We start from the raw sequence: 26,385 nt of genomic DNA on the forward strand, positions 1-26,385 counted from the left end.
TATACAATTAACCTAGAAGTAGTTTCCTGACTTGAGCAAAAAGCGAGGTGGAACCAGATGGAAATGGAACATATTAATGAAAATACAATTCGAGTATTGATTGGTAATGAAGACTTGGCAGATCGTGGGATTACTTTCCTGGATTTGTTGGGGAATCATAAGGAAGTAGAAAACTTTTTCTACAGTATTTTGGAAGAAGTGGATATTGAGGATGAGTTTCAGGGAAGTGAAGCTGTTACTTTTCAGGTCCTGCCTAAAAGTGATGGTTTAGAATTGTTCATCAGTAAGAACGCTTCTGTTGATGATGTTCCTAATATTGGCAGCTTCAATGACTTAAGTTCTGATGAAGCAAGTGAGATGATCAGAAAACAACTTGAAGCAAGCTATGTGGATGAGACAAAAGATCTGGTTGATGACAGTGTCCGAACTTTTGTTCTTGAATTGAGCAGTTTTGATGCAATGATTCAATTGGCTAATGAAATATATGCAAAGACAATGCTTGCCAACCTATATAAATATAAAGAAAAATATTTTTTACAGGTTATATTCTTTTTAGATGAAGTTTCTGTCCACGAGATGGAGAATGAATGGTCAAAATTACTAGAATTTGGGCAGGTAGCATCTGTTACTCCTGAAGTTCTTAATGAATACGGAAGTTGTATTATGGAACGTAATGCAATAGAATTAACGAGATACTACTTTCAATAACAAACTTGTCAGACCGAATCAGTTAATAACCGACTGATTCGGTTTTTTTGTTGTATAAAAAAATTGGAAACTGGAGATGGATACTTATTTTTTTGCGTATTATATTCAGAGGTGATTATAATGCTGACTGCAAAAACTGATACAGGAAAATTAGTCACGCTGATACAGACTGACCGGGATAAGATAAATGGCTGGAAGGCAACGGTATTTAGCTGTCCAATTTGTTATCAGCATGTTCGTTTAAAAATAGGAAAAATAAGAATTCCACATTTCGCTCATCTGTCTAATCAGTCGTGTGTATATTCCGGAGAGCAGGAGACCGAAGAACATTTATGGCTGAAACGTACGTTGGCAGAATGGTGTCTTCGATCTAAAATAGACTACCAGCTTGAAGTTTATCTGCCGGACTTAAAGCAGCGTCCTGATATACTGATTGGTCACTTGGCAGTGGAAATTCAGTGTAGTATATTAGCACCTGAAAAAATGTTGAAAAGGACACTTACTTACATAAAGCATGGCTATCAGCCGATATGGATTTGCGGGACCAAGCTGTGGAATCCAGAGAGATTAAAGGACAGTACAAAACAATTTTGCAACTATACAAAAGAACTGGGCTTCCATATATGGTCTGCAGACTGGAAAAAAGAGCAGCTGGCTTTTCACTACCACTTGGAAGAGGATTCGGAAAAACACCTTTATTATGGAAGTAGAAGCTGGTCATTTTTTTATGGAAATTTAGGTGAACTATTGCAAGGGAATTTCGGAGCGCCTTTACTTCATTATAGAAGATATCAGCTTAAACTGGAAATGAGTAAAAATTATCGGACAATTACTAGAAAGCTGATTGCAAAAGACCGGAATATTATGAATGAACAGGCATATTTCTATGAAAGGTACTTACATTTGCTGGAGCTTCATCCCTGGTTTTATTATACGATCAATCAAACATTTATTTTCAAAGCACCTGCATTTATTCTTCGTCATCGAATTTGGGAATATCTGCTGAAGGCAAAACTACAAAAAATTTCAAAACTGGATATCTATAAAGCTGTGTATGAGCTTATCATTAAACAAGATATCCTTTATGATTTTCCGCTGGTTTTTAAAGGTGACTTGATAGAGTGGTATGTTTGCTATTTGATTGAGAGTCTAATGACCTTTGACTTGCTAAAGCAGGAACCTTATTCTGCTGATTTTTTTACTGTAACAGAAAATGTAAATAGTCTGTCAGTTAAATCAAAAACACCCTTTAAAAAGCTCGGTACTGGTCGAGTGATAAAGACTGGTACTCCATTAAAAATATGATACTATAGATAATATGAATGAAGGGAGTAATGTATATGAGCGATGCAAAACAATTACCAAAAAGAGAAGAACTTGCAACTGAATTAACGTGGGACTTAACTGCTATTTTTAAAGATGACGAAGCTTTCGAAAAAGCATATAGTCAGCTCTCAGAGGAAATAACGAAAGCTGAACAAATAAAAGGAACGCTTGGAAATGGCAGCAAAGCGTTTTTGTCTGGTATTGAATATCTGCTGGATGTCTATAGAAAAATTGAAGTGATCTATGTGTACGCGCATTTAAAAAACGATCAGGATACTGCGAATTCAGAACAGCAGGCGTTATATTCAAGGGCTGCAACATTATATTCAAAAGTTGGTGAAGCTGTAGCTTGGTTTGAGCCGGAAGTACTTTCACTTACTGATAAAGAAATATGGGGTTATTTTGAAGAAATGCCTGAATTGAAATCATACAAACACTTCATTGAGAATATTTTAGATAGTCGCGCCCATGTATTGACTGAGGATAAGGAAGCTTTATTGGCTGGAGCAAGTGAAATTTTTGGAGCTTCAAGCAATACATTTTCCATTTTGAATAATGCTGATTTAAAATTCCCTGTGATTGAAAACGAAAAGGGTGAAAAAGTTCAATTAAGTCATGGAGTTTACGGTCAACTAATGGAGAGTACTTCCAGAAAGGTAAGAGAGGCAGCATTTAAAGGACTTTACAGTGTTTATGAACAGTTTAACAATACGTTTGCATCCACTTTGTCTTCGCACGTAAAAACACATAATTTTAAAGCGAAAATCAGAAATTACAGCTCTGCCAGAGAAGCAGCACTAAGCAATAATCATATACCGGAAAGTGTTTATGAAACACTTTTGGAAGTAGTCAATAAAAACCTGCCATTATTGCATCGCTATGTAAGCCTGAGAAAACGGCTGTTGAATCTTGAGGAGCTTCATATGTACGATATGTATACGCCAATATTGGGTGATGCACCTGTAAGATATTCCTATGAAGAAGCAAAAGATAAAGCTGTGACAGCATTGGCTCCATTGGGAGAAGAGTATCTAAATGTTGTAAACGAGGCCTTTGATAATCGCTGGATTGATGTAGTGGAAAATCAGGGAAAGCGCAGCGGAGCATATTCGTCAGGTGCTTATGATACGTACCCATATATCTTGTTAAACTGGCATGACAGCCTTGATCAGCTGTATACACTGGTTCACGAGATGGGACATAGTGTTCACAGCTACTTTACAAGAAATAATCAGCCTTATGTATACGGAGATTATTCGATTTTCCTTGCAGAGATTGCATCAACAACGAATGAAAATATTTTGACTGAATATCTTTTGGAAACAGAGGCAGATCCTCGGGTAAGGGCCTATGTGTTAAATCACTATTTAGATGGTTTCAAAGGAACAATTTTCCGTCAGACTCAGTTTGCTGAATTTGAACAATTTATCCATGTTGAGGATGCGAAGGGAACACCCTTGACCAGTGAATATTTAAATGAAAACTATGCAGAATTGAATCAAAAATATTATGGACCGGAAGTCGCTGAGGACAAAGAGATTGCTTCAGAGTGGTCTAGAATTCCGCATTTCTACTATAACTACTATGTTTATCAATATGCAACAGGATTTTCCGCTGCTTCTGCACTTGCAGACAAGATTATTAAGCAGGAGCCTGAAGCTTTGGAAAAATATTTGAGCTATTTAAAATCCGGAAGTAGTGATTATCCGATTGAGGTGATGAAAAAAGCAGGTGTTGATATGACAAAACCGGCTTATATAGAAGATGCGATGAAAGTATTTGAATCACGCCTGGCAGAACTGGAAGAGTTGATAGAGACATTGGAAAAGAACTAGATTTTATTCAAATGAGTAGAAAAACAGTTGACTGAAGCGAAGATAATTTGTTATTGCTGCTTCTGGATTTAAAATGAGAAGAGGGTCTGCTCGGATAAAGATTATGAACAATAAAAGAAGGAAGCAGCAATTTATTCGGCTGTTTCCTTCTTTTAAAGTAAATGTAAATGTCCTTTTGGAACGGACTGTTCGTTATTGTCTGCCAACTCAAGCGAATCATGAAAATGAAGATAATTTTTTTCGGATGTTTCACACAATCGTTCGATTTGCTGAATGGATATGTCTCCCTCCACTAATACACCATAATCTCTATCACAGGCATAATTATAAATAACTGTAGATGGATGCTGAGTAACTCCCATTTCTCTTGCAATTTGCTGATCTATTTGAAATGACTCTTTAACAAAACTGGATTTACGATCATTTTTAAACATTTCTAAATCTCCGCCTGCATCAACAATCAAGGTTTCGGCTAAATCAGGTGAATAGCCAACTCCGCTTTCAGTAATCATACTTTGAAGATTCAGGAGAATATGACGGCCTTTCTTTTTTCCCTGCAGCTGTGCAGCTTTGAAATCTAATGCAGCAGAATAGGTTGTTTCAAACAGTTGATTTCTTCCTTTAATATCACTAGGGTGTATTCCATGTACTTTAAGCAGAAAGTCAATTGTTTTCATGTTCACCAAAGGGATCAAACGTAATTGAATTTTCCTATTTTCCGCCTGAGCAAATGTAAGTATCTCTCTTTCAATATCTAGACAAATACTCCCTAATGGATTCACGAACAAATAAATTTCAATCATTCATACTTCCTCCAATTCGACACTTTGACAATCTCCGCAACATGAACTAATCCTTGTAATTTAACAAAAAAACAGAATAAAAGAAACTAATCTGCTCAATTATTTTACTACCGGAGGTGCGAAGGAGCGGAAAGCATCATTCTTTGAATTTTGTTAGGACCGCTAATTTTTTCAATAGACAGAGTGTCTAACAATTCATTAAATGCTATTTTTCCAGTAACAGCATCCTCAACCTCTAATTCAAGTTCAAAATCATGGGTATCATTGTACCAACTTTCATCGAGAGCTAACAAACCTTGGGGAAGTTTTTTCTGTGCTCTTTTTGTTTTTAATTCACCAATAACTTGCAATGGACTATCAATGTTTAGTTCTTTCAGTTTTTGAAATACTTCACTTTCTTTAGGAAGTTTAAAAGCATGGATCATTTTATTCGCCTGTTCAAAACTCAGAGAATCTGTAATCTCCAGTAAGCCAACGGTATTAGGAATTTTCAGAGTTACCTCTGCTTTATCAGGCAATGTACGAATTCTTAAACCAATAGCTCTTTCTTTCAGTTGAAAGTCGAACGTATCGAAATAGGTATTCATCTGAATAAAAAAATCTGTTTCCTTAAATTTGAAGTACTCAGCAGTTCGGAAAAAGTTTTCTTTTGAGAGCAATGTTTTGTATTCAATTTCTAAATCTTTACTCATCCGAAACTCACCTTCTTCGTACTAATTTTCACACAACTTCCATAGTTTCGTCAAGAAAAGTGATTGAACTATTTGACTTTTTAGATAATTCTTATAATAGAATAAAAAATCCTATTTTTAATTGGTCTATGGTAAAATAGGCATTGGGTCAAATTCAAGGGAATTGAGGGAGAGATATGGAGAAAGATTGGAAACTTTTTCTTGCGCCATATGAACAAGCTGTTGGAGAGATGAAAGTCAAGTTGCGTGGGATACGCAAACAATTTAATGAGCTTAACAGACATACCCCCATCGAGTTTGTGACAGGTCGAGTAAAACCTGTAGACAGTATTCTCATGAAAGCCTCCTTACGAAAGATTCCGATGGATCGTTTGGAAGAAGAGATGCAGGATATTGCCGGACTGCGGATTATGTGTCAGTTCGTTGAGGATATTTATCAGGTTGTCGAAATTATTAGGAATCGTAAAGATTTGGAAATTGTACAGGAAAGAGATTATATTACGAATAAAAAAGAGAGCGGATATCGTTCATATCATTTGGTTATAGTTTATCCTGTTCAACTTGTGACTGGAGAAAAAAGGATTTTAGCAGAAATTCAGATCCGTACGCTGGCAATGAATTTTTGGGCAACGATTGAGCATTCCTTGAATTATAAGTATCAGGGAGTCTTTCCAGAAGAATTAAATGCCCGACTGCAGCGCGCAGCAGAGGCTGCGTATCAGTTGGATGGAGAAATGTCAGATATTCGGGAAGAAATTCAGGAAGCACAACACCTATTTTCTCATGGCAGAGGAAAAAATAAAAGAAGCTATTACAAAGAAGATCAGCCATAAAAAAGAATTTATAAAAAAATTTTTCAAATACTTCTTAACTATACATAGTAGAGAATTTGAAACTGTATTAATTTAAGGAGGAAGGGGGGCAGATCATGAAAGTGGCGATCGTTCATAATAATGAAGATAAATCAAAAAAGGTTGCTGAGGAGCTTTTGGTACTTTTAAAGAGGGAAAATATTGAAGTAACGAATCAAGAACCTCAACTGGTTATTTCCATCGGAGGGGATGGTACGTTGCTCTCAGCTTTCCACCGTTTCAGTCACCTGTTGAACAGTGTGAGATTTCTTGGTGTCCATACCGGACATTTAGGATTTTATACAGACTGGCGCGATTATGAACTGGAAGAGCTTGTAGAGAGTCTGCTGATGTCTCAGGAAAAAAGTATCAGCTATCCTTTATTGGATGTAAAAATCAGCTTTAGAGATGATCAGCCTGATAAGCATTTTTTAGCACTAAATGAGTCCACCATTAAACGTTCTAATCGAACAATGGTAGCGGATATCTATATTAAGAATGATCTGTTTGAGCGATTTAGAGGCGACGGGTTATCAGTTTCTACACCTACAGGTTCGACTGCCTATAACAAGAGTGTAGGCGGAGCTGTGATTCATCCAAGTATTAATGCCTTTCAGCTGGCAGAAATTGCTTCATTAAATAATCGGGTTTTTCGTACATTGGGCTCCCCTATGGTAATTGCCAGTAAAGAATGGGTGACGATTGTTTTGAAGGAACGCGGTGATTATATGATTACTGTAGATCAGTTAGATATATATCAGGAAGAGGTGGATACCATCCAATATCGCATTGCTGATGAACGGATACATTTTGCTTCCTATAAGCATACGCATTTTTGGAATAGAGTCAAGGATGCATTTATTAGCGAGGACTAGATAATTTATGGAATTTCAATGGGTTTACAAGAAGGAAGAGTCTCGGCAAATTAAGTCTTTTTTGAAAGAGCAGGGTGTTTCAAAAGGTTTGCTGGCGAAAATAAAATTTCAAGGCGGACGAATTACTGTGAATGATCGGGTGGAAAATGTTTTATTTAAGCTTTCGTTCGGTGATCAGCTGAAGATCGTTATTCCAGACGAAGGAGAGCATGAAACAATGCTTCCTTCGGAGGGGAGACTAGATATTCTATTTGAAGATGAACATTTTTTAATAGTAAATAAACCAGCTGGAATAGCATCTATTCCTTCTCAATATCATACAAGTGAAACCATGGCAAATCAGGTGAAGGGTTATTATAAGCGGATGAAGTATTCGGATCAGATCGTTCATATTGTCACCCGTTTGGATCGGGATACTTCGGGAGTCATGTTGTTTGCCAAGCATGGTTTTGCTCATGCGCTCCTTGATCAGCAGCTGCGCAAAAAGCAAGTTATTAAGATTTATTATGCTCTTGTAGGAGGAGCTGTCCATTCTTTAGCTGAACATGAAGAGATTATTGGTCCGATCAGCAGAGATACGTCCTCTTTGTTAAAAAGGATGGTATCAGAGAATGGTAAATACGCTAAAACAGAGTACTGGCTGGCTGAAAAGCTGAAAGATTCAGCTTATGTAAAAATTCAGCTTCATACTGGAAGAACCCATCAAATCCGTGTTCATTTTGAAAGCATCGGCTGTCCGCTGCTGGGTGATGAAATGTACGGCGGTCCCATGGATTTAGGTATAAGAAGGCAGGCGCTTCATTGCAGTCAGTTGAGTTTTATTCATCCATTTACACAGGAAAAAATGAGGATTGATTCTCCAGTTGCGGAGGACATGAAAAGAATTATTGAAATAAGGTAGAACAGGAGGTTGCAGGAATGAATGAAGGACAGGAAATAGAGGAACAATTTGATAATTTGCTTACTTTCTTGGAAGAAGAGCAGATGAATGAATTTAGAGAGTTGTTTTTATCCCTTCATATCTATGAGCAGGGGCAGTTCTACCAATCTCTTGAAGCGAAGCAGCGTAAACAGCTATACAATTATCTGTCTCCAAAAGAACTGGCAGACATGTTTGATGTGATAGAAGAAGATAATGAGGACATGAAAGATTATATTGCTGAGATGCGTCCAGGTTATGCAGCAGAAATGCTTTCAGAGATGTATACGGATAATGCAGTTGACCTGCTGAACATGCTGGATAAAAGTCAGAAAGCAAAATATCTAAGTTTGATGAGTACAGAAGATGCCAGTGAAATAAAGGAACTGCTGCATTATGAAGATGATACTGCCGGCTCAATAATGACCACTGAATATGTATCAATTGTTGCCAATCAAACGGTTCGATCTGCAATGTACGTTCTGAAAACACAGGCAGATGTTGCAGAAACTATTTACTATGTTTATGTAGTGGATCAGGATAACCGTCTGGTCGGAGTAATTTCTCTACGTGATTTAATTATTAATGAAGATGATACTCTAATTAGTGAGATTTTGAATGAACGGGTAATTTCTGTTCATGTAGGAGATGACCAGGAGGATGTTGCCCAAACTATTAGGGACTATGACTTTCTGGCACTACCGGTTATTGATTATGACGATCACTTGCTTGGTATTGTCACAGTTGATGATATTATTGATGTCATTGATGATGAAGCTGCCAGCGATTATTCCGGTTTGGCTGGGGTTGACGTTGAACAAGTCAGTGAAAATCCATTTAAAGCAGCTTCAAAGAGACTGCCTTGGCTGATCACATTGCTTTTTCTTGGGATGTCCACAGCGACATTAATCAGTCATTATGAAGAGCTTGTTAGTGAAGCCAGTATTTTGGCTGTATTCATTTCATTAATCACAGGAACAGCAGGGAATGCAGGGACTCAATCTTTGGCGGTGGCAGTAAGGCGTCTGGCTGTAAATGATGAGAAAGACAGCAGCTTTGGTCGTCTAATTGTGAGTGAAGTGCTGACAGGGCTTGTCACCGGAGCGATTACTGGTTTGACAATATTCATTGTTGTTGGTGTCTGGAAACAAAACTTCCCGCTTGGTTTTGTCATTGGTATGGCGATGCTTTGTGCAATTACTGTTGCAAATCTTGCAGGAAGTCTGATTCCTATGCTGATGGACAAGCTGGGCTTCGATCCTGCTGTAGCAAGCGGACCTTTCATTACGACCTTGAGTGATTTAACCAGTGTACTGATTTATTTCAATATTGCCAGTATTTTTATGTACTATTTTATTTGAAAAGATGAGAAAAGAGGCTGTTACAAAGCTTCTCCATGCGGTGAGTAACGGCAGAGGCAACGTAAACTGAATATCAATCTTAATTCAGGGTACTCCTGTGGTTACTTGTCACAGTTGCTGTATGCATCGAGTAATTGCAGATGCAAGGCAAGACGTTCTTATGCGGCTTCCTACTTGGTGCTCTACAAATTTTCTATGATCAAGTAGATATTGTTCATCACTTATATGACTTAAACTGTGACGAGTGTCTCACGAGGAAACATCTATTTTTTAACAAAATAGTAATTCTCAACACTTTCGGCTTATTATCGAAAGTGTTGTTTTTGGAACACCGTTTATTCGATTTTAAGGGTCCGAGACATACCAATGTCTGAGACCCTTTTTTTGGAGACATGACAGATTTAAAATTCACATCAAACTATCTTTGTTCCATGTGCTTCTTTGATGTTTAGTGCGTCTGTTATCTGTTGGATATTTTGAGTGTTGATTCCGCCACCGGGTAAAATGATGATTCTGTCTCCTGCATAATCAATTAGTTCTTTCAAATGAGGAAGATTTTCTTCAATTGGGGTTCCTGTAGGTCCGCCGTGAGTTAAGATTCTTTGAACCCCATGCTCGGCCAGCCAGTCAATGGCTTTAAATTGATTTTCTTTACTTAGGGAATCAAAAGCCATATGGAAGGTAATTTGCAGCCCTTCTGATGTTTCAATGAGTAATTCAAGTGCTTCTTCATCTAACTGATTTTCAGCTGTCAGACAGCCAAATACAACGCCGTCTGTGCCGATTTTTTTTGCTTCGATTAAATCAGTATGCATAATTTTTAATTCAATGTCATTATAAACAAAATCACCGCCACGTGGTCGAATCATTGTCATGACAGGTATAGAGTGCTCTCCAGCATAATTGAGTACCTCTTCAATAACACCGGTACTTGGAGTAGTACCGCCTACAGCCAGATTGTCGCAGAGTTCTATTCTGCCGGCACCGTTTCTAATTGCTGTTGGAATATCAGTGAAGTTTTCTGCACAAAATTCTTTAATCATTTTTTATATTGCTCCTTTGCTGTTTATATTCTTTTGCTAATCAAGATGAACGAGCCCTTTTCCTAGTAGGAATACTGAGCAGGACTGGATGAGATGAAGTGTAGGAAGACTTCATTTTAATTATTTTTATCCATACGAATTGTAACACAATTTCTGCAGTTGCCAAAGCAGGATTCTCATTGTAAGATAAAGCAGGATAAACGAATGTGAAGATAAAGGAGCTGCTTATGCGGAAAAAAATTGATAAAGCAAAGGCTTTTTTGGCTGAAAACAGACAGCTGTTTCGCTGTCCGATCTGTCACAAGTCATTTGTTCAAGAGAGCTATACGTTAAAATGTGAAGAAAATCATCAGTTTGATCTTTCAAAAAAGGGCACACTCTATTTTTTGAAAAGCCATAATCAAAGTGAGTATAATCATGAAATGTTCAGTCATAGGCAAGTTATGATAAAGAGCGGTATGTACCGGAAGATGCTGGAGAAATTGATTCCTTTTGTACAGGAAAAAGAGAATATCATTGATATCGGCTGTGGAGAAGGCAGCTTTCTGACAGAATTAACCCATTTGGGGATGTCTGGTACGAAGATAGGTTTTGATCTTTCGAAGGATGGTATTTATTTGGCAAGCAATCAGCCGATCGAGGCTTTTTGGTGTGCAGCTGATTTGACCAATCTTCCATTTGCTGACCAATCTGCTGACTGTCTGCTGAATATTTTTTCTCCTTCTCATTATGCCGAGTTTCAACGGGTTTTAAAGCCCAATGGACTCGTAGTGAAAATTGTTCCGGAAACGGGTTATTTGAGAGAATTGAGAGAGGCTTTCTTTCCAAACAATCAAGCTAAGCAGTCCTATTCGAATGAAAAAGTAATTGAGAAGTTTTCACAGTCTTTGGCTGTTGTTGCCGATGAAAGAATCACTTCGGTTTTTGAGATACCTCAAAAAAAACGTCTGGATCTGTTGGAAATGTCTCCGTTGGAATGGCAGGCTGATCCAAAAATTAAAGAAGTTCTTAAACAAAATCCTCTTGAAAAAGTCACAATTGACCTTCGGATGTTAGTTGGCAGAGTTAGATAACGCTTACATTTGATTATTTTATGAAAAACTATTGCAATGCTTCTATATTGGTGTTATATTACATACAAGTTGTTTTTTCATTGGTTTTTATCAGGTTCCTGTTCTGATAAAAGTTAGTGAAAAGATTCTTCACTAACGTAACGACTCGCAGTGATTGACACCGAGCCGATACGTTTTTTTTATTTTTTAAATAACATGAAAGCAGTATTTTTTTAGATAGAAAGGAATTAGGAAATGAAAAACCATATTGTTTTATTTGAACCTCAAATTCCAGCGAATACGGGAAACATTGCCCGGACATGTGCTGCTACTAACAGTCCATTACATCTCATAGAGCCGTTAGGTTTTTCTACAGATGACAAGCACTTGAAAAGGGCTGGTTTAGATTACTGGCATGATGTCGACATCACGTATCATGCCGATCTTGAAATCTTTTTAAGTTATGTGGGAGATCAGCCGCTGCACTTGATTACGAAGTTTGCCAATCAGGTATACAGTGATAAAGATTTTGCAGATGGACAGAACCACTTCTTTATGTTTGGAAAAGAAACAACGGGTCTGCCAGAAGAGTTTATGAGAGAGAATGAGGAAAAGTGTCTGAGAATTCCTATGAATGATAAACATGTTCGCTCCTTGAATCTGTCAAATACTGCTGCATTGGTGGTCTATGAAGCGTTGCGTCAGCAGGCGTTTCCAAATTTAGAATTACAACATCATTATGAGAATGATAAGCTGGATTAAAAGTATTTATTATGAATTTGCTTTAACATCCAGAGGTAGCTGAAATGTGATAATGAGAGTGGGACAGAAATAAAGTTCCAAACGCGCTCTTCGTATCTGCCCTCCGACCTCTTTTAGCAGAAAATTTATGCCGTATCTTGATACAATAGATGCGAGACTGAAAAGGTGAATTTCGGTCTCGCATTTATTTTTTTATTCTTAATTTAGTGCATCTTTCATGCGGTCAATGTAGTCTGATAAGCTGTCACGGTAAGTTTTTAAGAAGCTGACCAGACTATCTTTACCAACTAATGTTTTAGTGCCTAAGTCATCATATTGCTTTTTCTGTTCATCAAGTGTCGCCTGGTATTCTTTTTTCATATCGGCAAAAGCTGATTCATCATATAATACAGTATCTTTAAATACTTTTTCATATTCGGAAAGATAGTTTGTGATAATATTTGAATACATATCCAAATAATCTTTGTACGTTTTTATTCCTTCAATATCACTGTCAGAAATGCCAGAAGCAGAACTGCTTGATGATTTAGCAGGGGTTTTACTTTCTTTAGTTTCAGAACTGGAGTTTTCTTTTGTCTTTTCAGTAGAACTGGAGCTTTTGGTGTCTTTACTACCATCAAAATCATGATCAGAGTACCCAACGATAATTGTACTTCCTTCATCCGCATAGTAACCATAATCATCGCCGACTTCGTCACGACCAAAATAGTCTGCGCCTGAACCATCTTCCAGCTGGTAGCAATCTCCTTTATAGATTTTCGTATTGTTTGTTGTCGCTGCACTATCAAAATTCTTTTTAACAAACTTTACTTTCAGTCCAATGGCATCAAATTCAGCTTCAACCTGTTCTTGAGTTTTGAAGTATGGATCAGGCACTTTAACTTTTCCTGCCAACACATCATCTTCATTAGTCTCAGCCGCTTCATTTGTAAGATCATCAATCCGTTTAGTTAAAGTATCAACATTTTTTTCAAGTTTTGTTAGTTTTTCTTCTAGCTTTGAAGAATTCGAATTCCCGCAACCGGTAAGAATTGTTCCGCAGGCTAAAATAGCTGCCAAAATCATTGTTTTTTTCATGGTAAACTCCATTTCTTTTTTTATTTTTCTGATAAACACTGGGGTTATTCTGGTTTAATATCTTTATTCTCTTTAAAGCTTTTTGAAACAGTTTTTGCAGTAAATAGTTCAGCTGCTTCAGCATTCTCACCGGTCATTTTAAATTCCGGATCAGTACTGACTTTGATATTTATATCCATGCTGTTATCTAATATATAGAAGGAGATGGCTGATTCAACTTTTCCGCCAGGTTTGACTGCAGAAGTACTTTTATTATAGAGCTCCTTGTATTCCTTGTAGCGATATAGTTCATTTGCCCAATCAAGATGTGTTTCTGTATTCTTATCTTCTTCTGTAACATAAAGATAATTTAACGCCTCTATGTTGGTTTCTATATTTTCTGATCCTGTATTTTCCATGGTGTAATAGACTATTACTAAACCATCTTTATCCAAGTGTGAGGATATATTTTGAATAAAATCAACTTTTGTTACTGTGAATTTGATTTTTTCGTTTTTAATGGTGTAGTCTATGATGCTGTTTTTGAGTTCCGAAACCTTTTTTGTTTCATCGCTACTTTGTTCAGTGCTTTCACTGGTAACAGCTGATTTTTTTTCTTTGGTTGAAGAAGTTGCCGTGTTACTGATATCAACGCCATTTTCACTTAATTCGTCGATTCTCTCATGTAAGTTATCAACACTTTTTGATATTTTGTCAACTTTTTCTTCTAGTTTCGAAGTATCCATGCTGCTGCATCCTGCAAGGAGCAATCCGCATAACAGAAAACTCCCTAAACATACCCAATTTTTCTTTTTCATTCTTCCTTTTCTCCTTTACTGCAACTATCTATTTACATAATTGTTAAAAATAACAAACTATATTTTAAGAGTAGCATAGGATGATAACGAAAGTAAATATCAGTTATTTTGGTTTATCAGAAAACAAATGAGAATAATAGCAGAGAGATAAAAATCATTTTGTTCGAAACATTTTTATTCCCTAGTTATAATGAAGGAAGTGATAAGAATGGAGAGAGGATTAGATATGAAGCGAGATTTTGATGTAATTATTGTTGGAAGTGGACCGGGAGGTATGGCTGCTGCATATGATTTGAAAGCAGCAGGAAAATCGGCAGCAGTTGTAGAAGCTGATAAATGGGGCGGTACTTGTCCAAACAGAGGCTGTGATCCAAAAAAGATCTTGTATCATGCAATAGAGGTTCAGGAAAATGTCAAACAACTGGCTGGTCATGGAACTCAGAAGCCTTCACCAATTATTTGGGAGGAGTTAATGGCTTTCAAAGAGGAATTTACATCAGCCGTACCGAGGGAACAAAAGGAAGGGTTAACAAATGCTGGAATCGAAGTGATTGAAGGAAAAGCTGTTTTTGAGGATCAACATACAATTGTTGTTGAGAACAGGAGGTTTACAGCGGATTATTTTATTCTTGCAGCTGGTCAGCATGCAGCAATTCTGGATATTCCCGGAAAGGTGTATCTGGAAACAAGTACAGATTTTCTGGAAATGTTTCATCTGCCTAAAACAATACTTTTTATTGGCGGCGGATATATTTCTTTTGAATTGGCTAATATTGCTCATAAGAGTGGAAGTGATGTACATATTATTCATCATAATGATCGTCCGTTGAAAGGGTTTGATAAGCAGCAGGTTTTTGAATTAACCCAGCGTATGGTGCAGGATGGGATTCATTTTCATTTTAGCGAGTCTGTGACTGAAATAAAAAAAGAAGAAGGATTATTGAGGGTGAAGCTTGAATATGGTAAAGAACTAATTGTTGAAAAAGCTATTTGTGCAACCGGAAGAATCCCAAATGTTGAAAAAATGAATTTGGAGGAGATCGGCGTAGCTTATTCTAAAAGAGGAATTGAAGTGGATGGATTTCTTCGAACAAGTGTATCGAATATTTATGCTCTTGGTGACTGTCTTGCAAAAAAACAACCCAAACTGACTCCTGTTTCAAGCTTTGAAGGGAGCTATCTGGCGTCTTTAATAAGTGGAAATGAAGAGCAGAAAATTAATTATCCCCAAATTCCTACTATTTTGTTTACTTCGCCTAAGCTGGCACAGGTTGGCAAAACTGAAGTGGAAGAGCAGGAGAAGGAAGAGTTTAAGGCTCAAAATTTGGATTTATCCGGCTGGTTTACTTATAAGCAAAGGAACGAACTGTTGGCTGAAGCAAGGATTGTTGTAAACAAAAAAACAGGATTATTGGTTGGAGCTTCACTCCTCAGTAATGAAGCAGATCAGCTGGTCAGCTTAATGACACTGCTCATTAATCAGAAAATTTCGGCAGCAGATATCAGTAAGCAAATGATGCTTTATCCCACAGTCGCCAGTGATATCAACTACTTATATTAATTAATAGTCGGGAAAAAAAGTCGTATTGACACAAGTAGTTCGATCAGTAATCTAACTATTGATAATCAGTACCGCTTTTTCCGGCTGTTTGTTTTAGTGCAGCAAAAGCAAATGAAGCCCTCTAGAGTTATTTCGCCAGATAGTATTTTGTGGTTCCCCTGAACAGTGAATCGGGCAGTTTACCCAAAACATGATAGCTGTGTTTTTCATAGAATGTCTTGGCTTGATAATCCTGAGTATGAATAGTGATAATTTCAGCATTTTGACTTTTTGCGTAGTTTTCGGCTTGAATAAGCAGGTTAGAGCCCAAACCATCCTTTCTATATTCCGTATCGACTGCTAAAAGAGAAATATGTGTAGTATTCATCCAATTATTCGCTGTGATACCACCAATGTATTTTGTACCATCATAGGCTCCTATAGAGAAATGCGTTGGGATTGCTTGCTCAACTCCTGTTGCTTCAGTTTGATGAGCATCCAAAAAAGCGATGATATTCCTTTCATTCTCTTTGAAATCTATTTCTTTAAATTCAACCATGATATTGTCTCCTTTTAATCCAATACAACAGTATAAAGAGTTTAAAATAAATAAGAAAGCCGTGGGAATAACATTTTTATTGCAGCAGTAATTTCTGATTAAAAATTGAGATGAAATAACCCTCCATAGATATTTTTCAGTGAAAATGATAAACTGGAAAAAGATTAAAAAGGGCAAATGATTGAATGTGGAGGAAGACAGGCTATGGATTTGTATTTTACCCGTCATGGGAAAACAGAATGGAATAAGGAATTGAGATTTCAAGGGATGACAGGGGATTCGCCGCTACTTCCATCGAGTTATGAAGAAATTGGCAAATTAGGAAATCATTTAAAGAAAGTAGCTTTTAAAAAAATATATTCAAGTACTTCTTTGAGAGCCCGGAAGACGGCAGAAGGTTTGAATTCCGAGCTCTTAAAACCCGCAGAAATTATTTATACAGATGAGTTGAAGGAATTAGGACTAGGCAAGCTGGAAGGACAGTCAATTCATGAAATGCGCAAGTTATATGCTAATCAAATGGACAATATGCGTTATCATTTGGATCGCTATGAACCGGAAATATTTGGAGGCGAACCGATAGAATCAGCAATTTTACGTATTTCAGGAGTGGTACAGCAGGCGATAGCAGCAGGTGAAGGGCCCTATTTATTTGTCGGTCATGGTGCTTCTCTGACTGCCGGCATTCAACATCTTGCCGGGAAAGACATGAGTGAACTGAGAAATATGGGGGGGTTAAATAACAACAGCCTGACCATTCTAAAAACAACTGAGCCTCATCATCAGGGGCCATTTAAGCTTGCATTATGGAATGATGATTCCTTTTTATAAAAAAACAAGACAGACAGGTGGTGAATCAGATGGAGCTTATTCCAGATGAAGCAGAAAAACAATTTATTGCCGGGAAAATTGAAGCAATCTTTTTTCAAAATCCAAGTAATTTTTATAAAGTTCTTTTAGTTTCCATTGCAGATACAAATACAGATTTTTTGGAAAAGGAAATTGTTGTAACTGGAAGTTTTGGTGATATTCAGGAGGAAGAACCATACCGCTTCTTTGGTCATTTTACAGATCATCCCCGATATGGTCGTCAGTTTCAAGTAGATAGTTATCGACAGGAACGTCCGACCTCTGCGAATGGGGTAGTGGCCTATCTGTCCAGTGATAAATTTCCGGGCATCGGAAAAAGAACTGCCGAAAAAATTGTTGAAACGCTGGGAGAAGAAGCAATTGACCGGATTATTGAGGAACCTGATCTGCTTCAGGAAATTCCCCAGCTTAATGAAAAAAAGCGGGCATTAATTTTGGATACCATCCGTTTAAATCATGGAATGGAGCAGGTGATTGTCGGGTTAAGCCGTTATGGTTTTGGGAGTCAGCTGGCTTTTACTATTTATCAGACGTACAAAGAAGATACACTTTCTATCATTCAGGAAAATCCATATCAGCTGGTAGAAGATATTGAGGGAATAGGGTTTAAGCGTGCGGATAATATGGCAGAGCAGCTTGGAATCCGAGCTGATTCAGATCAGCGGGTTAGAGCCGCAATCACTCATGAAGTTTTTCAGCATTCTGTTCGTACAGGTGATACATATGTTGAGGCGGAAGTGTTATTGAATAATAGTATTCAATTGTTGGAAGGCAGCCGTCCAGTAGAGATTTCTCCAGATCAGGCAGCAAATCAGATTATTCATCTGGTGGAGGAAGGAAAGATTCAACAGGAAGGTACGAAGCTGTTTGAAAACAGTCTGTATTTTTCTGAGTGGGGGATTGGAACTTCTATCCAGCGTCTTCTGTCACGAAAAAAAGAGATCCTTTATGATCCGGAGGAAGTAGAGAAAGATATACGAATCATTGAAAAGCAGCAGGGAATCCTTTATGGCGAGTCACAGCAAAATGCCATTGAAGAAGCCATCAAATCCCCTCTGTTTATTTTAACCGGGGGACCAGGAACAGGGAAAACGACTGTTATAAATGGGATTGTATCTTTGTTTGCGGAACTAAATGGAATTTCTTTAGATTTAAAGGACTATACACAGGAAATGTTTCCTATCCATTTGGCAGCGCCTACGGGTCGTGCTGCAAAGCGAATGAATGAAACAACCGGCTTGAATGCCAGTACGATTCATCGGCTTTTGGGATTGACCGGGCGAGAAAAAAATCCAACGATGAGTGCCAAAGAATTGGAAGGAGGATTGCTGATCATCGATGAAATGTCGATGGTTGATACCTGGCTTGCCAACACTCTGTTCAAAGCAATCCCAACAAATATGCAGGTTATTTTAGTCGGTGATAAGGACCAGCTCCCTTCTGTAGGACCGGGACAAGTGCTGCATGATCTGCTTCAGATCGAAGAAATACCCAGCATTGAGCTGACTGAAATTTATCGACAGGGAGATGGGTCAAGTATTGTTCCTCTTGCTCACGAGATTCGTCAGGGAAAACTGCCTTCAGATTTCACGATCAACCAGAAGGATCGCTCGTTTTTCGCCAGTGATGCGTACCACATTGAAACGTATGTAAAGCAGATTGTGACCAAAGCGAAGTTAAAAGGTTTTACTGCTCAGGATATTCAGCTGCTGGCACCTATGTATAGAGGGGTTGCCGGTATTGATGCATTGAATAAAATGATGCAGGAAATATTTAATCCAAACGATGGAACAAAAAAAGAAGTCTCATGGAATGACACTGTTTATCGAATCGGTGATAAGGTTTTGCATCTGGTCAATTCACCTGAAGTAAACGTATTTAATGGTGATATGGGAGAAGTTGTTGGAATTATTCCGGCAAAAGAGTCTGATGATAAAGTGGATGAGCTGGTTCTCCAATTTGATAATACAGAGGTCAGCTATAAGCGAAATGAATGGAATAAGATTACATTGTCCTATTGCTGCTCCATTCATAAATCTCAGGGCAGTGAGTTTAAAATGGTTATTTTGCCGATCGTTCGCCAATACAATCGAATGCTTCAGAGAAATCTTCTGTATACAGCGGTTACACGAAGTAAGGATATTTTGATTCTTTTAGGAGAAATCAATGCTTTTCAGGAGTGTGTGAATCGAGAATCAGCAAGTCGGATGACGACACTGAAACAACGTATTCTAGATGCGGGCGGAATGACCCTAACGTTAAGAACCCAACTGGAAGCATATGAAGAAGGTTTAATGAAAGAATCGCCGTTTACAGAAGTTGAGGAAAGCTCTGAGAGAGAAGCTGTTTCTTCAAAAGCGCCAGTTTTAATTGAAGAAGAGTCGGCAATATATACTGTAGAAACTGGTAAAAAGAGAGAAGAATCAAAATCTGACCAGTCAATTTCGTTGTTTGATGTTGCAGAACCGGAGAAGGAAATAGTCGAAAAAATAGAAACAGAAATTGAGTGGCTGCTGACCCCTCATCTTGCTTCAGCCCAGACTATTGATCCGATGATTGGAATGAATGGCGTAACACCAAGTGATTTTTTGACTGAATAATAAGGAATTTCCAGTATGGAATGCCGAGAAATATATAGATAATAAAAGCAAAAATAAAAAAGCTTCAGATCAGCGAGGTTATCTACTGCTCTGAAGCTTTTTCAGTTATCTGTAAACCAAAATTGGAATTCTTCCAAAGAGTAGGTGATGTCCAAGTTTCGTTTTCCTAAAATTTCGCCATCTGCATGTACATATTCCGGTACAGTGGAAATAATTCTGAATTTGCTGGACTGATAGTGATGAAGGTGCTTGGAATTCATATGCTTTTGACGAATCAGTAAAAAAATCAGCCAAAAGATTTTAAAAATGTTAATTCGTTCTACTAATACCAAATCAAGAACTGGTTTTTTGGGATCTGCAGTTGGTGCAATGGCCACTCCTCCGCCAAAATAGGGATGGTTAGTTACTGTACATAAAAAGGCTTTACTGTATTCCAGAGTTTGGCCGTTAATATCGATAAGAATCGGAAAGCCTTTTTGAGTAAATAAAACTTTTAGAATTGAAAAAAGATAGGAAAAAGATCCCATGTTAAATTTATTCAATGTTTGTTTTGTTGCAGAATCATTGGCTGCCTGAACGATTGCCGCATCAAGACCTACTCCGATATTATTTACTGCAAGTCCTTTTTCATCTTGAACTTTTTCTGAATATTTCATGACCTGAATTTTTTGCGGCTGATCAGCCCGTAATAATTGAGAGAGTGCCTTTTCTATTTGTCGGTTAATTCCTGCCCCTCTGGCAAAATCATTGCCTGAACCGCAAGGCAGATAGGCGATAGGGATGGCAGGATTGATCTCATACAATGCGTTTACAGTACAGTGAAGTGTTCCATCTCCGCCCATTACAACCAACAGGGGAAAAGGTTTATCACCACTTTCTTTCATTGACTCTTCCCATGGGATCAGAATCTTTTTGGCTAATTCCTGTACAATTATTTTTTCATGACCTGCATATTCAGTATAATAAAGGCTGTGCTTTATATTAAATAGTTTTAGTTGTTTTTTTAATTTTGCTGCAGCTTTTTGGCCGTTTCCGCTGCCTGCATGTGTGTTGATAATCAGATATAAATGCTTTTCCATAATTGCCTCCTTCCCCAAAAGTTTATTATAGCAGACTAGTGAAAGATTGAAAGCAGAAGTTGCTCAATGTTATACTGGGAAAAGCTGAAAGGAGGAGAAGAAGTGCCTGATATACAATTAATGAAAATCTCAGAAAATGATTTCTCAGACTATTATCGACTGGTTTCGGATGAAAAAGTAATGGCTCAAATTACTGAGCGGGCTATTCCAAAAACTGAAGCAATGGAGAACTTCCAAAAAGTACTTAGCCGAAATTCAAGGCTGGTAAATTTAGGTTCTTTTAAAGTAGTTCATAGTGAAACGAAGGACTTTTTAGGTTGGGTCCATGTCACTTGTGAGGAAGGAAATACAGAAAAAGCAGAAATTGGTTATATGTTTTTACCTCAATACTGGGGACAGGGATATGGGAGGGAGGCAGTGAAGCAGCTGCTGGCTTTGGTAGAGGCTTCTCCGTTAAAAGAACTGACTGCCATGATTGCTCCCGACAACCATGCCTCAAGAAAACTATTGACAAACAACGGCTTTCAATCTGTTTTTCTTGGGATGATGGACGGTCTGAATACGGAGATATTAGATAAGATAATTAAATGAGTGATAGGAATAGCAAATAAAAGGAAGAAGAAGACATCAATATTCGTAATGCAGTATGGGAAGAGCATGTAGTTGCAGGTGAACTATCAGCTGAATTCTCTCCTCTTTTTTGTGAGCACATAGTTATAAAATCAGTTTGTTGTATCAGCTGTTTTCTCCAATATCTCCTTTACAATTTCATCTGGATTTCTGTGTTCATTGATAATTTTTTCAGAGATATCGGTCTGGCAGAAAGCCTCCAGAATTTTATCAACAGCTAATTTTCCCCATTCTAAATTTGCTGGATTATCTTTTTCCCGAACTTCAAGTCGACGAATGAGCTCTTTTTTTGAGACATCCAGTTGAAAATGTTCCACTCTGATTCCGGATTTTTTCAACCCGCCAATAACTTCACTAAAATAATCTTCTCTGTACAATGTCATGGGGACAATAATATCACCATCATATTCTGTCGCCAGCTTAAGGAGCAGATGAAGATTCCACTGCCGCCACTCGGGATAATCCTGAAAATCATCCAGCTGAATTTCTCGTGGAAGATTTTTCATAAAGAAAATACCGATGTTTTCCGGATCGTAAATGCAAGATTTTTTGATTGCTTTGTTAAGCAGTTCTGCAATCGTTGTTTTTCCGGAACCGAAGGCACCGTTTATCCAAATAATCATGTGTTTTTCCTTTCTTTGTCTGATTGTTGAGTTTGTGATGACAAAGCCATCACAAAAAGTATACCACTTTACCTATAGTGCTTGATGATGGTATATCATTAACCGAAAATCCTATGTTTAAACAGAACTTTTTTCAGCCTAACTTTCTATGGCTTCTTTATATCGTTTGCATCATAGTGTATAATACAAATAGTATAAAGGAGCGAGTAACAATGGATGAACTAATGAACTATTTACCTTATTTGGCACCTTATCTGGTTGTTTCCTTAACGCTGAGTATTGTTGCTTTGATACATGTTATCAAGCATCGGAATTATCGGTTTGGGAATGTCTGGATCTGGAGTATTCTGGTATTATTTTTCCAAATTATTGGTCCGATTGCATACTTTCTGATTGGAAAAGGAGAAGAGTGATGAATATTCTGGAAGTAAAAAGTATTCAAAAGGATTTTGGTAAAGATCAGGTGTTGAAAGATGTCAGTATTCAAGTTCCTGAGCACGAAATCTATGGCTTTGTGGGAGAGAATGGGGCTGGGAAAACTACAACAATGAATATTATTTTAGGTTTGCTTCCTGCAACATCGGGAGAAGTGGTTGTTTGTGGGCAGAAAGTTGCTTATAACAATCAGGCAACTAATAGAGAAATTGGTTATTTACCGGATGTCCCAGCCTTTTACTCTTTCTATTCTGCAACAGAGTATTTAAAGCTGGTAGGTCAATTGACAGGAATAAAAAAAGAGGAGCTGGACAATCGAGTAGAGGAGCTTTTAAATCTGGTAAATTTGAACAGCGGAAAACGAAGAATCAGCAATTTTTCTCGAGGAATGAAACAACGGCTTGGTTTGGCACAGGCCTTGCTGAATCGTCCAAAACTGATTATTTGTGATGAACCCACTTCAGCTCTGGACCCGTTGGGCAGAAAAGAGGTTTTAGATCTAATGGTATCTCTAAAAAAAGAAACAACCATATTGTTTTCCAGTCATATTCTTGAAGATGTGGAAAAAGTCAGTGATCAGATTGCCATTCTTCATAAAGGCAAAATTCAATGTTCAGGAAGTTTGGAAGAGATTAAGAAGAGCTATCATACCAATGGTTTTATTATTGATTTTGAGAACAGCAGCAACAAAAAACAGTTTTATGAATCGTTTATTGACCATTTTAGAATAGAAGGAGAAGAGGTTTTAACTGTGTACACGGAAAATATCTCCGAAGCCGGCAGAATATTTATGGATTATTTTGCAGCTAATGCCATCATTCCCAAACTCTTTCAGCAGCTGGAACCTTCGCTGGAAGCAATTTTTATGGAGGTGACCAAAAGATGAGCTGCCTAATTTTAGTAAAGAAAGAAGCTGTCGATGCTTTCCGTACGTATCGGTTTTTCATTATGGGTATCATTTTTCTTCTTTTTGGATTGTTAAGCCCGGCACTCGCCAAACTGCTTCCTGAATTGATTAAATCATTGGGAACAGGAGACACAGCGCTGGTTATTGAACTGCCAACACCAACCGTGGCGGACAGCTGGCTGCAGTTTTTTAAGAATCACAGCCAGATGACGTTAATTATTTTTGTTATTACCTTTGGAAATTCTTTAGGTAAGGAACTGACTAACGGTACTTTGATTTTTTTGGTAACAAAAGGAATCAGCAGGAATGCTGCGATGCTGGCAAAGGTAATATATCAAGCCTGTCTTTGGTTTCTTGGACTGACAGTATCCTTTATGGTTAATTATGTCTATAATATCGTGCTGTTCCCGGGAGAAAATCAACCGATGTCAACGCTGCTGTTCTATTTGTTCCAGCTATGGCTGTTTGGTCTGCTGTTTATTTTGATCAGTAATTTAGGTCAGGTTTTATTGCCAAAAACATTAGGCGGCTTACTTTCAGGATTTCTTGCGCTGATTCTATTATTTGTTATGAACATTTCTTCAGAGCTGGCAAAAATTAACCCCATGCGACTGATGGATGTCAGTGCAGAAGGTATAAATGCAGGTATCCAATTCAGTCAGGTACAGGGGGCGCTTTTAGTCACATTGGCTATTTGCATTCTTGTAACAACAGCAGCGTTATTTCGCTTTAAACAGATTCCAATCTACTAAAATAGTCTGTATGAAATAATTTTATAGCACATCATTTTATAAACGGACAGTTGAAAAAAATCAACTGTCTTTTCCTTTATAAAGCTTTATTTATCAGCATGCTTGAGATTCGAGCTTGCTAATTTTAAGAATTGCAAGTAAGATTAGCTTGTTATTTATCTGTTTATTCTTTAAGTTTGAATTGAGAGGGGAACTAAGAAATGTCACTGGGAAAACAATTAAAAAGTCATCGTGAGCAGCTGGGGTTGACTCAACAGGAAGTTGCTGATCAGCTTCATGTATCAAGACAGACGATTTCTAATTGGGAGGTTGGCAGGAATTATCCGGATATTCCTACAATCATTCAAATCAGCGACTATTACGAACTTTCTTTGGATGTACTACTTAAAGGAGATGAGTACTTGATGAAAAAAATGAATGAAGATGCTGCAGCATTACAGAGATTAAAAACAAAGAAGCGATTGGATACGGTGTTGATCGGAATAATTCTGCTGCTCGTATTTCTGGGTATTCTGGATCAGCTTCATTTTTCTGCTGCGTGGATTCCGGTTATTCTTATTGGGGTGCTTTATGTTCTGACAACAGCAAGATATTTTATTGTGATTCCGAAGGACAGTTTAAACAGCGGCTGGCATTCACCTCTGGTTGTACCAAAAAGTTTGGGTGTCGGCTGGGCACTTAATCCTAGAAATCCAATAGGGCTGTTTTTGTATGCAGTAATTTTTGCTGCGATCATGTGGGCGATTATTTCCAGCTGGTCTGACAGAAGCTTTCTGCCGGGACAATAAATAAAAAAGGTTTATCCACAGAAATTGACTGGATAAATCTTTTTTTTACTCAAAATCAAAAAATAATGGATGAGAAAAATTTAGCTGTTTTTTCTGCTGATAAAAAAGTATTTTCTGCTGTTTGTTTTGTGGTATATTAATGGCATCTAAAGAGATGAGCAGGCGGGTGACAGTAATGCAGGAAGAAAAGAAAAAATTATTGGCAAAGATTGCGTATCTTTATTATGTAGAAGAAAAGACACAGAATGAAATTTCAAAGGAACTGAACATCTATCGAACAACGATTAGCCGAATGTTAAAGCTGGCTCAGACAGAAGGAATTGTAAAGATACAAATCGAAGGGATAAATTCAGAGATTTTTTCTTTGGAACAGTATGTGAAACGAAAATATCAATTAAAGCAGCTTGAGCTGGTTCCAATGGAGCAAGGAGATACGAACGAAGAAAAGGATAGACGGTTGTCTCAGGCAGCAGGCTATTTTATTAAGAGGAATATCGAAGCGAACACGATAATTGGTGTTTCCTGGGGAGCCACATTGGGGAATGCAATCAGCTGTATTGAGAACAGACGCGTTGAAAATACCACAGTTGTTCCGATTGTCGGAGGACCAAGTCATATCAATTCGCAGTTTCATGTCAATACACTTGTCTATGAGCTGGCTAGAAAATTTAACGGTAAAAGTGTTTTTGTAAATGCTACAGTTGTTCAGGAAACAAAAAAACTGAAAAATGGAATTTTTGAGTCAAAATATTTTGAAGAGTTGAAAGCCTATTGGCAGCGCTTGGACACGGCTATTGTCGGCATCGGCGGACCGCTTAGCTTAAAAAAAAGTCAGTGGAGGGATTTACTGACAGAAGAGGATATTGAAGAGTTGAAACTTAGAGAGGCGATTGGGGATTGCTGCTGCCGCTTTTTTGATCGAGATGGGAAAATTCTGACCGGAAGTCTTTATGAACGCACGATTGGTTTGGATCTAACAGAGCTTGCAAAAGTTCCAAATGCAATAGGAATTGCCAGAGGGAAAGCCAAGGCAAGGGCTATTTTGGCGATGCTAAAGAGAGGATATATTCACTCTTTGGTGACAGATCAGGAAACCATACTCGAAGTTTTGCGTTTTGATAAAGATACAACATTTTTGAGCGATTAAATGAAGTGTGTTTGAGCAGTCTAAGAACGAATACTGAAATGGAAATGAAGAATTAGCCAGAGCAACAATTTATATAAGGTAAATAAGAGTCGGGACAAAAATGAATCATTTGTTCCGCTCTTTTTTTGCTGGTTTTACCAGCTGCAGTCTTTAAGCGAAAATGTTATTTCTAAATGTTATATGCACAAATGTGCTGATTTAAATAAATATTTTTTGTGGATATAAATTCCGGTCTGATTTAGAAGTCTTCTCATTCTAAAGGTATCATTTCTACTTTGTAAATACTTGAAGCGCTTTCTTCTGGTGATTATTATTAAGCAACAATAGATCATTTTAAGAAACAGAAGGACAGCT

The 26,385-nt window shown here is 37.6% G+C and carries 26 protein-coding genes; 18 read left to right on the forward strand and 8 right to left on the reverse strand.

Annotated features, from left to right (window positions below; genetic code table 11):
- Window positions 1–57 precede the first annotated feature (57 nt).
- The 3 genes from IW492_RS11075 to pepF all read left to right on the forward strand — a co-directional run bounded on the left by IW492_RS11075 (window position 58) and on the right by pepF (window position 3,869).
- Window positions 58–708, forward strand: a complete 651-nt coding sequence (locus IW492_RS11075) for an adaptor protein MecA (RefSeq protein ID WP_202067692.1) — start codon at window positions 58–60, stop codon at window positions 706–708.
- A 120-nt stretch (window positions 709–828) separates the two neighbouring features.
- Complete coding sequence (locus IW492_RS11080; RefSeq protein WP_202067693.1) at window positions 829–2,013, forward strand: competence protein CoiA; 1,185 nt, start codon at window positions 829–831, stop codon at window positions 2,011–2,013.
- Between the two features lie 35 nt (window positions 2,014–2,048).
- A complete protein-coding gene (gene pepF / locus IW492_RS11085) occupies window positions 2,049–3,869 on the forward strand; it encodes an oligoendopeptidase F (protein WP_202067694.1) in 1,821 nt (606 codons plus the stop codon).
- Between the two features lie 152 nt (window positions 3,870–4,021).
- Here pepF and IW492_RS11090 read toward each other — a convergent pair whose 3' ends face one another.
- Both IW492_RS11090 and IW492_RS11095 read right to left on the reverse strand, forming a co-directional pair.
- Window positions 4,022–4,672, reverse strand: a complete 651-nt coding sequence (locus IW492_RS11090) for a DsbA family protein (RefSeq protein ID WP_202067695.1) — start codon at window positions 4,670–4,672, stop codon at window positions 4,022–4,024.
- 107 nt (window positions 4,673–4,779) lie between these two features.
- A complete protein-coding gene (locus tag IW492_RS11095; protein WP_202067696.1) occupies window positions 4,780–5,364 on the reverse strand; it encodes a CYTH domain-containing protein in 585 nt (194 codons plus the stop codon).
- A 176-nt stretch (window positions 5,365–5,540) separates the two neighbouring features.
- Between IW492_RS11095 and IW492_RS11100 the strand changes: the two genes are divergently transcribed.
- From IW492_RS11100 to mgtE, 4 genes are all read left to right on the forward strand, one after another.
- Window positions 5,541–6,197 carry a GTP pyrophosphokinase gene (locus tag IW492_RS11100; protein ID WP_202067697.1) on the forward strand — a complete coding sequence of 219 codons (657 nt, stop codon included), beginning with the start codon at window positions 5,541–5,543 and terminating at the stop codon, window positions 6,195–6,197.
- 95 nt (window positions 6,198–6,292) lie between these two features.
- Entirely contained in the window at window positions 6,293–7,090 is a 798-nt protein-coding gene (locus tag IW492_RS11105; RefSeq protein WP_202067698.1) for an NAD kinase, read from the forward strand.
- Window positions 7,091–7,097: 7 nt separating this feature from the next.
- Window positions 7,098–7,991 (forward strand): RluA family pseudouridine synthase, encoded by an 894-nt coding sequence (locus IW492_RS11110; RefSeq protein ID WP_202067699.1) that lies wholly within the window; start codon window positions 7,098–7,100, stop codon window positions 7,989–7,991.
- Window positions 7,992–8,008: 17 nt separating this feature from the next.
- Window positions 8,009–9,370 (forward strand): magnesium transporter, encoded by a 1,362-nt coding sequence (gene mgtE, locus IW492_RS11115; protein ID WP_202067700.1) that lies wholly within the window; start codon window positions 8,009–8,011, stop codon window positions 9,368–9,370.
- 413 nt (window positions 9,371–9,783) lie between these two features.
- Here mgtE and IW492_RS11120 read toward each other — a convergent pair whose 3' ends face one another.
- On the reverse strand, window positions 9,784–10,413 hold the full coding sequence (locus IW492_RS11120) for a copper homeostasis protein CutC (protein WP_202067701.1): 630 nt from the start codon (window positions 10,411–10,413) through the stop codon (window positions 9,784–9,786).
- Window positions 10,414–10,640: 227 nt separating this feature from the next.
- Here IW492_RS11120 and IW492_RS11125 point away from each other — a divergent pair, with 227 nt between their 5' ends.
- Together IW492_RS11125 and trmL are read left to right on the forward strand one after the other, a co-directional pair.
- The gene (locus IW492_RS11125) at window positions 10,641–11,486 is read left to right on the forward strand and encodes a methyltransferase domain-containing protein (RefSeq protein ID WP_202067702.1); all 846 of its coding nucleotides are present in this window, start codon (window positions 10,641–10,643) and stop codon (window positions 11,484–11,486) included.
- A gap of 234 nt (window positions 11,487–11,720) precedes the next feature.
- Window positions 11,721–12,227 (forward strand): tRNA (uridine(34)/cytosine(34)/5-carboxymethylaminomethyluridine(34)-2'-O)-methyltransferase TrmL, encoded by a 507-nt coding sequence (trmL, locus tag IW492_RS11130; protein WP_202067703.1) that lies wholly within the window; start codon window positions 11,721–11,723, stop codon window positions 12,225–12,227.
- A gap of 198 nt (window positions 12,228–12,425) precedes the next feature.
- Here the strand turns inward: trmL and IW492_RS11135 are convergent, their stop codons facing one another.
- Both IW492_RS11135 and IW492_RS11140 read right to left on the reverse strand, forming a co-directional pair.
- Window positions 12,426–13,304 (reverse strand): hypothetical protein, encoded by an 879-nt coding sequence (locus IW492_RS11135; protein ID WP_202067704.1) that lies wholly within the window; start codon window positions 13,302–13,304, stop codon window positions 12,426–12,428.
- A 44-nt stretch (window positions 13,305–13,348) separates the two neighbouring features.
- Complete coding sequence (locus tag IW492_RS11140; protein WP_202067705.1) at window positions 13,349–14,101, reverse strand: DUF5067 domain-containing protein; 753 nt, start codon at window positions 14,099–14,101, stop codon at window positions 13,349–13,351.
- 226 nt (window positions 14,102–14,327) lie between these two features.
- Here IW492_RS11140 and IW492_RS11145 point away from each other — a divergent pair, with 226 nt between their 5' ends.
- Window positions 14,328–15,662: a dihydrolipoyl dehydrogenase family protein gene (locus IW492_RS11145; protein WP_202067706.1), complete on the forward strand. Its 1,335-nt coding sequence runs from the start codon at window positions 14,328–14,330 to the stop codon at window positions 15,660–15,662.
- A gap of 127 nt (window positions 15,663–15,789) precedes the next feature.
- Here IW492_RS11145 and IW492_RS11150 read toward each other — a convergent pair whose 3' ends face one another.
- Window positions 15,790–16,200 carry a GNAT family N-acetyltransferase gene (locus tag IW492_RS11150; protein ID WP_202067707.1) on the reverse strand — a complete coding sequence of 137 codons (411 nt, stop codon included), beginning with the start codon at window positions 16,198–16,200 and terminating at the stop codon, window positions 15,790–15,792.
- Window positions 16,201–16,404: 204 nt separating this feature from the next.
- Here IW492_RS11150 and IW492_RS11155 point away from each other — a divergent pair, with 204 nt between their 5' ends.
- The gene (locus tag IW492_RS11155) at window positions 16,405–17,031 is read left to right on the forward strand and encodes a histidine phosphatase family protein (RefSeq protein WP_202067708.1); all 627 of its coding nucleotides are present in this window, start codon (window positions 16,405–16,407) and stop codon (window positions 17,029–17,031) included.
- Between the two features lie 29 nt (window positions 17,032–17,060).
- Window positions 17,061–19,670 (forward strand): SF1B family DNA helicase RecD2, encoded by a 2,610-nt coding sequence (recD2, locus tag IW492_RS11160; RefSeq protein ID WP_202067709.1) that lies wholly within the window; start codon window positions 17,061–17,063, stop codon window positions 19,668–19,670.
- A 101-nt stretch (window positions 19,671–19,771) separates the two neighbouring features.
- Here recD2 and IW492_RS11165 read toward each other — a convergent pair whose 3' ends face one another.
- Window positions 19,772–20,749, reverse strand: a complete 978-nt coding sequence (locus tag IW492_RS11165) for a diacylglycerol/lipid kinase family protein (RefSeq protein WP_202067710.1) — start codon at window positions 20,747–20,749, stop codon at window positions 19,772–19,774.
- A 102-nt stretch (window positions 20,750–20,851) separates the two neighbouring features.
- Between IW492_RS11165 and IW492_RS11170 the strand changes: the two genes are divergently transcribed.
- Window positions 20,852–21,340 carry a GNAT family N-acetyltransferase gene (locus IW492_RS11170; protein WP_202067711.1) on the forward strand — a complete coding sequence of 163 codons (489 nt, stop codon included), beginning with the start codon at window positions 20,852–20,854 and terminating at the stop codon, window positions 21,338–21,340.
- Window positions 21,341–21,471: 131 nt separating this feature from the next.
- Here IW492_RS11170 and IW492_RS11175 read toward each other — a convergent pair whose 3' ends face one another.
- Window positions 21,472–22,041 (reverse strand): AAA family ATPase, encoded by a 570-nt coding sequence (locus IW492_RS11175; protein WP_330927931.1) that lies wholly within the window; start codon window positions 22,039–22,041, stop codon window positions 21,472–21,474.
- A 173-nt stretch (window positions 22,042–22,214) separates the two neighbouring features.
- Between IW492_RS11175 and IW492_RS11180 the strand changes: the two genes are divergently transcribed.
- The 5 genes from IW492_RS11180 to IW492_RS11200 all read left to right on the forward strand — a co-directional run bounded on the left by IW492_RS11180 (window position 22,215) and on the right by IW492_RS11200 (window position 26,031).
- Window positions 22,215–22,415, forward strand: a complete 201-nt coding sequence (locus IW492_RS11180) for a PLDc N-terminal domain-containing protein (protein WP_202067713.1) — start codon at window positions 22,215–22,217, stop codon at window positions 22,413–22,415.
- A complete protein-coding gene (locus tag IW492_RS11185) occupies window positions 22,415–23,323 on the forward strand; it encodes an ABC transporter ATP-binding protein (protein WP_202067714.1) in 909 nt (302 codons plus the stop codon). The genes IW492_RS11180 and IW492_RS11185 overlap by 1 nt, the downstream gene beginning before the upstream one ends.
- Window positions 23,320–24,096 (forward strand): hypothetical protein, encoded by a 777-nt coding sequence (locus IW492_RS11190; RefSeq protein ID WP_202067715.1) that lies wholly within the window; start codon window positions 23,320–23,322, stop codon window positions 24,094–24,096. The genes IW492_RS11185 and IW492_RS11190 overlap by 4 nt, the downstream gene beginning before the upstream one ends.
- A gap of 200 nt (window positions 24,097–24,296) precedes the next feature.
- Window positions 24,297–24,884, forward strand: coding sequence for a helix-turn-helix transcriptional regulator (locus IW492_RS11195; protein ID WP_202067716.1), 588 nt, complete (start codon window positions 24,297–24,299; stop codon window positions 24,882–24,884).
- Window positions 24,885–25,023: 139 nt separating this feature from the next.
- Complete coding sequence (locus IW492_RS11200) at window positions 25,024–26,031, forward strand: sugar-binding transcriptional regulator (protein WP_330927911.1); 1,008 nt, start codon at window positions 25,024–25,026, stop codon at window positions 26,029–26,031.
- Window positions 26,032–26,385: the final 354 nt, after the last annotated feature.

The sequence above is a fragment of the Enterococcus sp. BWB1-3 genome, from assembly GCF_016745275.1.
Taxonomy (GTDB): Bacteria; Bacillota; Bacilli; order Lactobacillales; family Enterococcaceae; genus Enterococcus_L.

Bases quoted from the DNA above. Each gene is read 5' to 3' on its own strand.
- IW492_RS11075 (WP_202067692.1), top strand. From the start codon at position 58: ATGGAAATGGAACATATTAATGAAAATACAATTCGAGTATTGATTGGT.
- IW492_RS11080 (WP_202067693.1), top strand. From the start codon at position 829: ATGCTGACTGCAAAAACTGATACAGGAAAATTAGTCACGCTGATACAG.
- pepF (WP_202067694.1), top strand. From the start codon at position 2,049: ATGAGCGATGCAAAACAATTACCAAAAAGAGAAGAACTTGCAACTGAA.
- IW492_RS11090 (WP_202067695.1), bottom strand. From the start codon at position 4,672: ATGATTGAAATTTATTTGTTCGTGAATCCATTAGGGAGTATTTGTCTA.
- IW492_RS11095 (WP_202067696.1), bottom strand. From the start codon at position 5,364: ATGAGTAAAGATTTAGAAATTGAATACAAAACATTGCTCTCAAAAGAA.
- IW492_RS11100 (WP_202067697.1), top strand. From the start codon at position 5,541: ATGGAGAAAGATTGGAAACTTTTTCTTGCGCCATATGAACAAGCTGTT.
- IW492_RS11105 (WP_202067698.1), top strand. From the start codon at position 6,293: ATGAAAGTGGCGATCGTTCATAATAATGAAGATAAATCAAAAAAGGTT.
- IW492_RS11110 (WP_202067699.1), top strand. From the start codon at position 7,098: ATGGAATTTCAATGGGTTTACAAGAAGGAAGAGTCTCGGCAAATTAAG.
- mgtE (WP_202067700.1), top strand. From the start codon at position 8,009: ATGAATGAAGGACAGGAAATAGAGGAACAATTTGATAATTTGCTTACT.
- IW492_RS11120 (WP_202067701.1), bottom strand. From the start codon at position 10,413: ATGATTAAAGAATTTTGTGCAGAAAACTTCACTGATATTCCAACAGCA.
- IW492_RS11125 (WP_202067702.1), top strand. From the start codon at position 10,641: ATGCGGAAAAAAATTGATAAAGCAAAGGCTTTTTTGGCTGAAAACAGA.
- trmL (WP_202067703.1), top strand. From the start codon at position 11,721: ATGAAAAACCATATTGTTTTATTTGAACCTCAAATTCCAGCGAATACG.
- IW492_RS11135 (WP_202067704.1), bottom strand. From the start codon at position 13,304: ATGAAAAAAACAATGATTTTGGCAGCTATTTTAGCCTGCGGAACAATT.
- IW492_RS11140 (WP_202067705.1), bottom strand. From the start codon at position 14,101: ATGAAAAAGAAAAATTGGGTATGTTTAGGGAGTTTTCTGTTATGCGGA.
- IW492_RS11145 (WP_202067706.1), top strand. From the start codon at position 14,328: ATGAAGCGAGATTTTGATGTAATTATTGTTGGAAGTGGACCGGGAGGT.
- IW492_RS11150 (WP_202067707.1), bottom strand. From the start codon at position 16,200: ATGGTTGAATTTAAAGAAATAGATTTCAAAGAGAATGAAAGGAATATC.
- IW492_RS11155 (WP_202067708.1), top strand. From the start codon at position 16,405: ATGGATTTGTATTTTACCCGTCATGGGAAAACAGAATGGAATAAGGAA.
- recD2 (WP_202067709.1), top strand. From the start codon at position 17,061: ATGGAGCTTATTCCAGATGAAGCAGAAAAACAATTTATTGCCGGGAAA.
- IW492_RS11165 (WP_202067710.1), bottom strand. From the start codon at position 20,749: ATGGAAAAGCATTTATATCTGATTATCAACACACATGCAGGCAGCGGA.
- IW492_RS11180 (WP_202067713.1), top strand. From the start codon at position 22,215: ATGGATGAACTAATGAACTATTTACCTTATTTGGCACCTTATCTGGTT.
- IW492_RS11185 (WP_202067714.1), top strand. From the start codon at position 22,415: ATGAATATTCTGGAAGTAAAAAGTATTCAAAAGGATTTTGGTAAAGAT.
- IW492_RS11190 (WP_202067715.1), top strand. From the start codon at position 23,320: ATGAGCTGCCTAATTTTAGTAAAGAAAGAAGCTGTCGATGCTTTCCGT.
- IW492_RS11195 (WP_202067716.1), top strand. From the start codon at position 24,297: ATGTCACTGGGAAAACAATTAAAAAGTCATCGTGAGCAGCTGGGGTTG.
- IW492_RS11200 (WP_330927911.1), top strand. From the start codon at position 25,024: ATGGCATCTAAAGAGATGAGCAGGCGGGTGACAGTAATGCAGGAAGAA.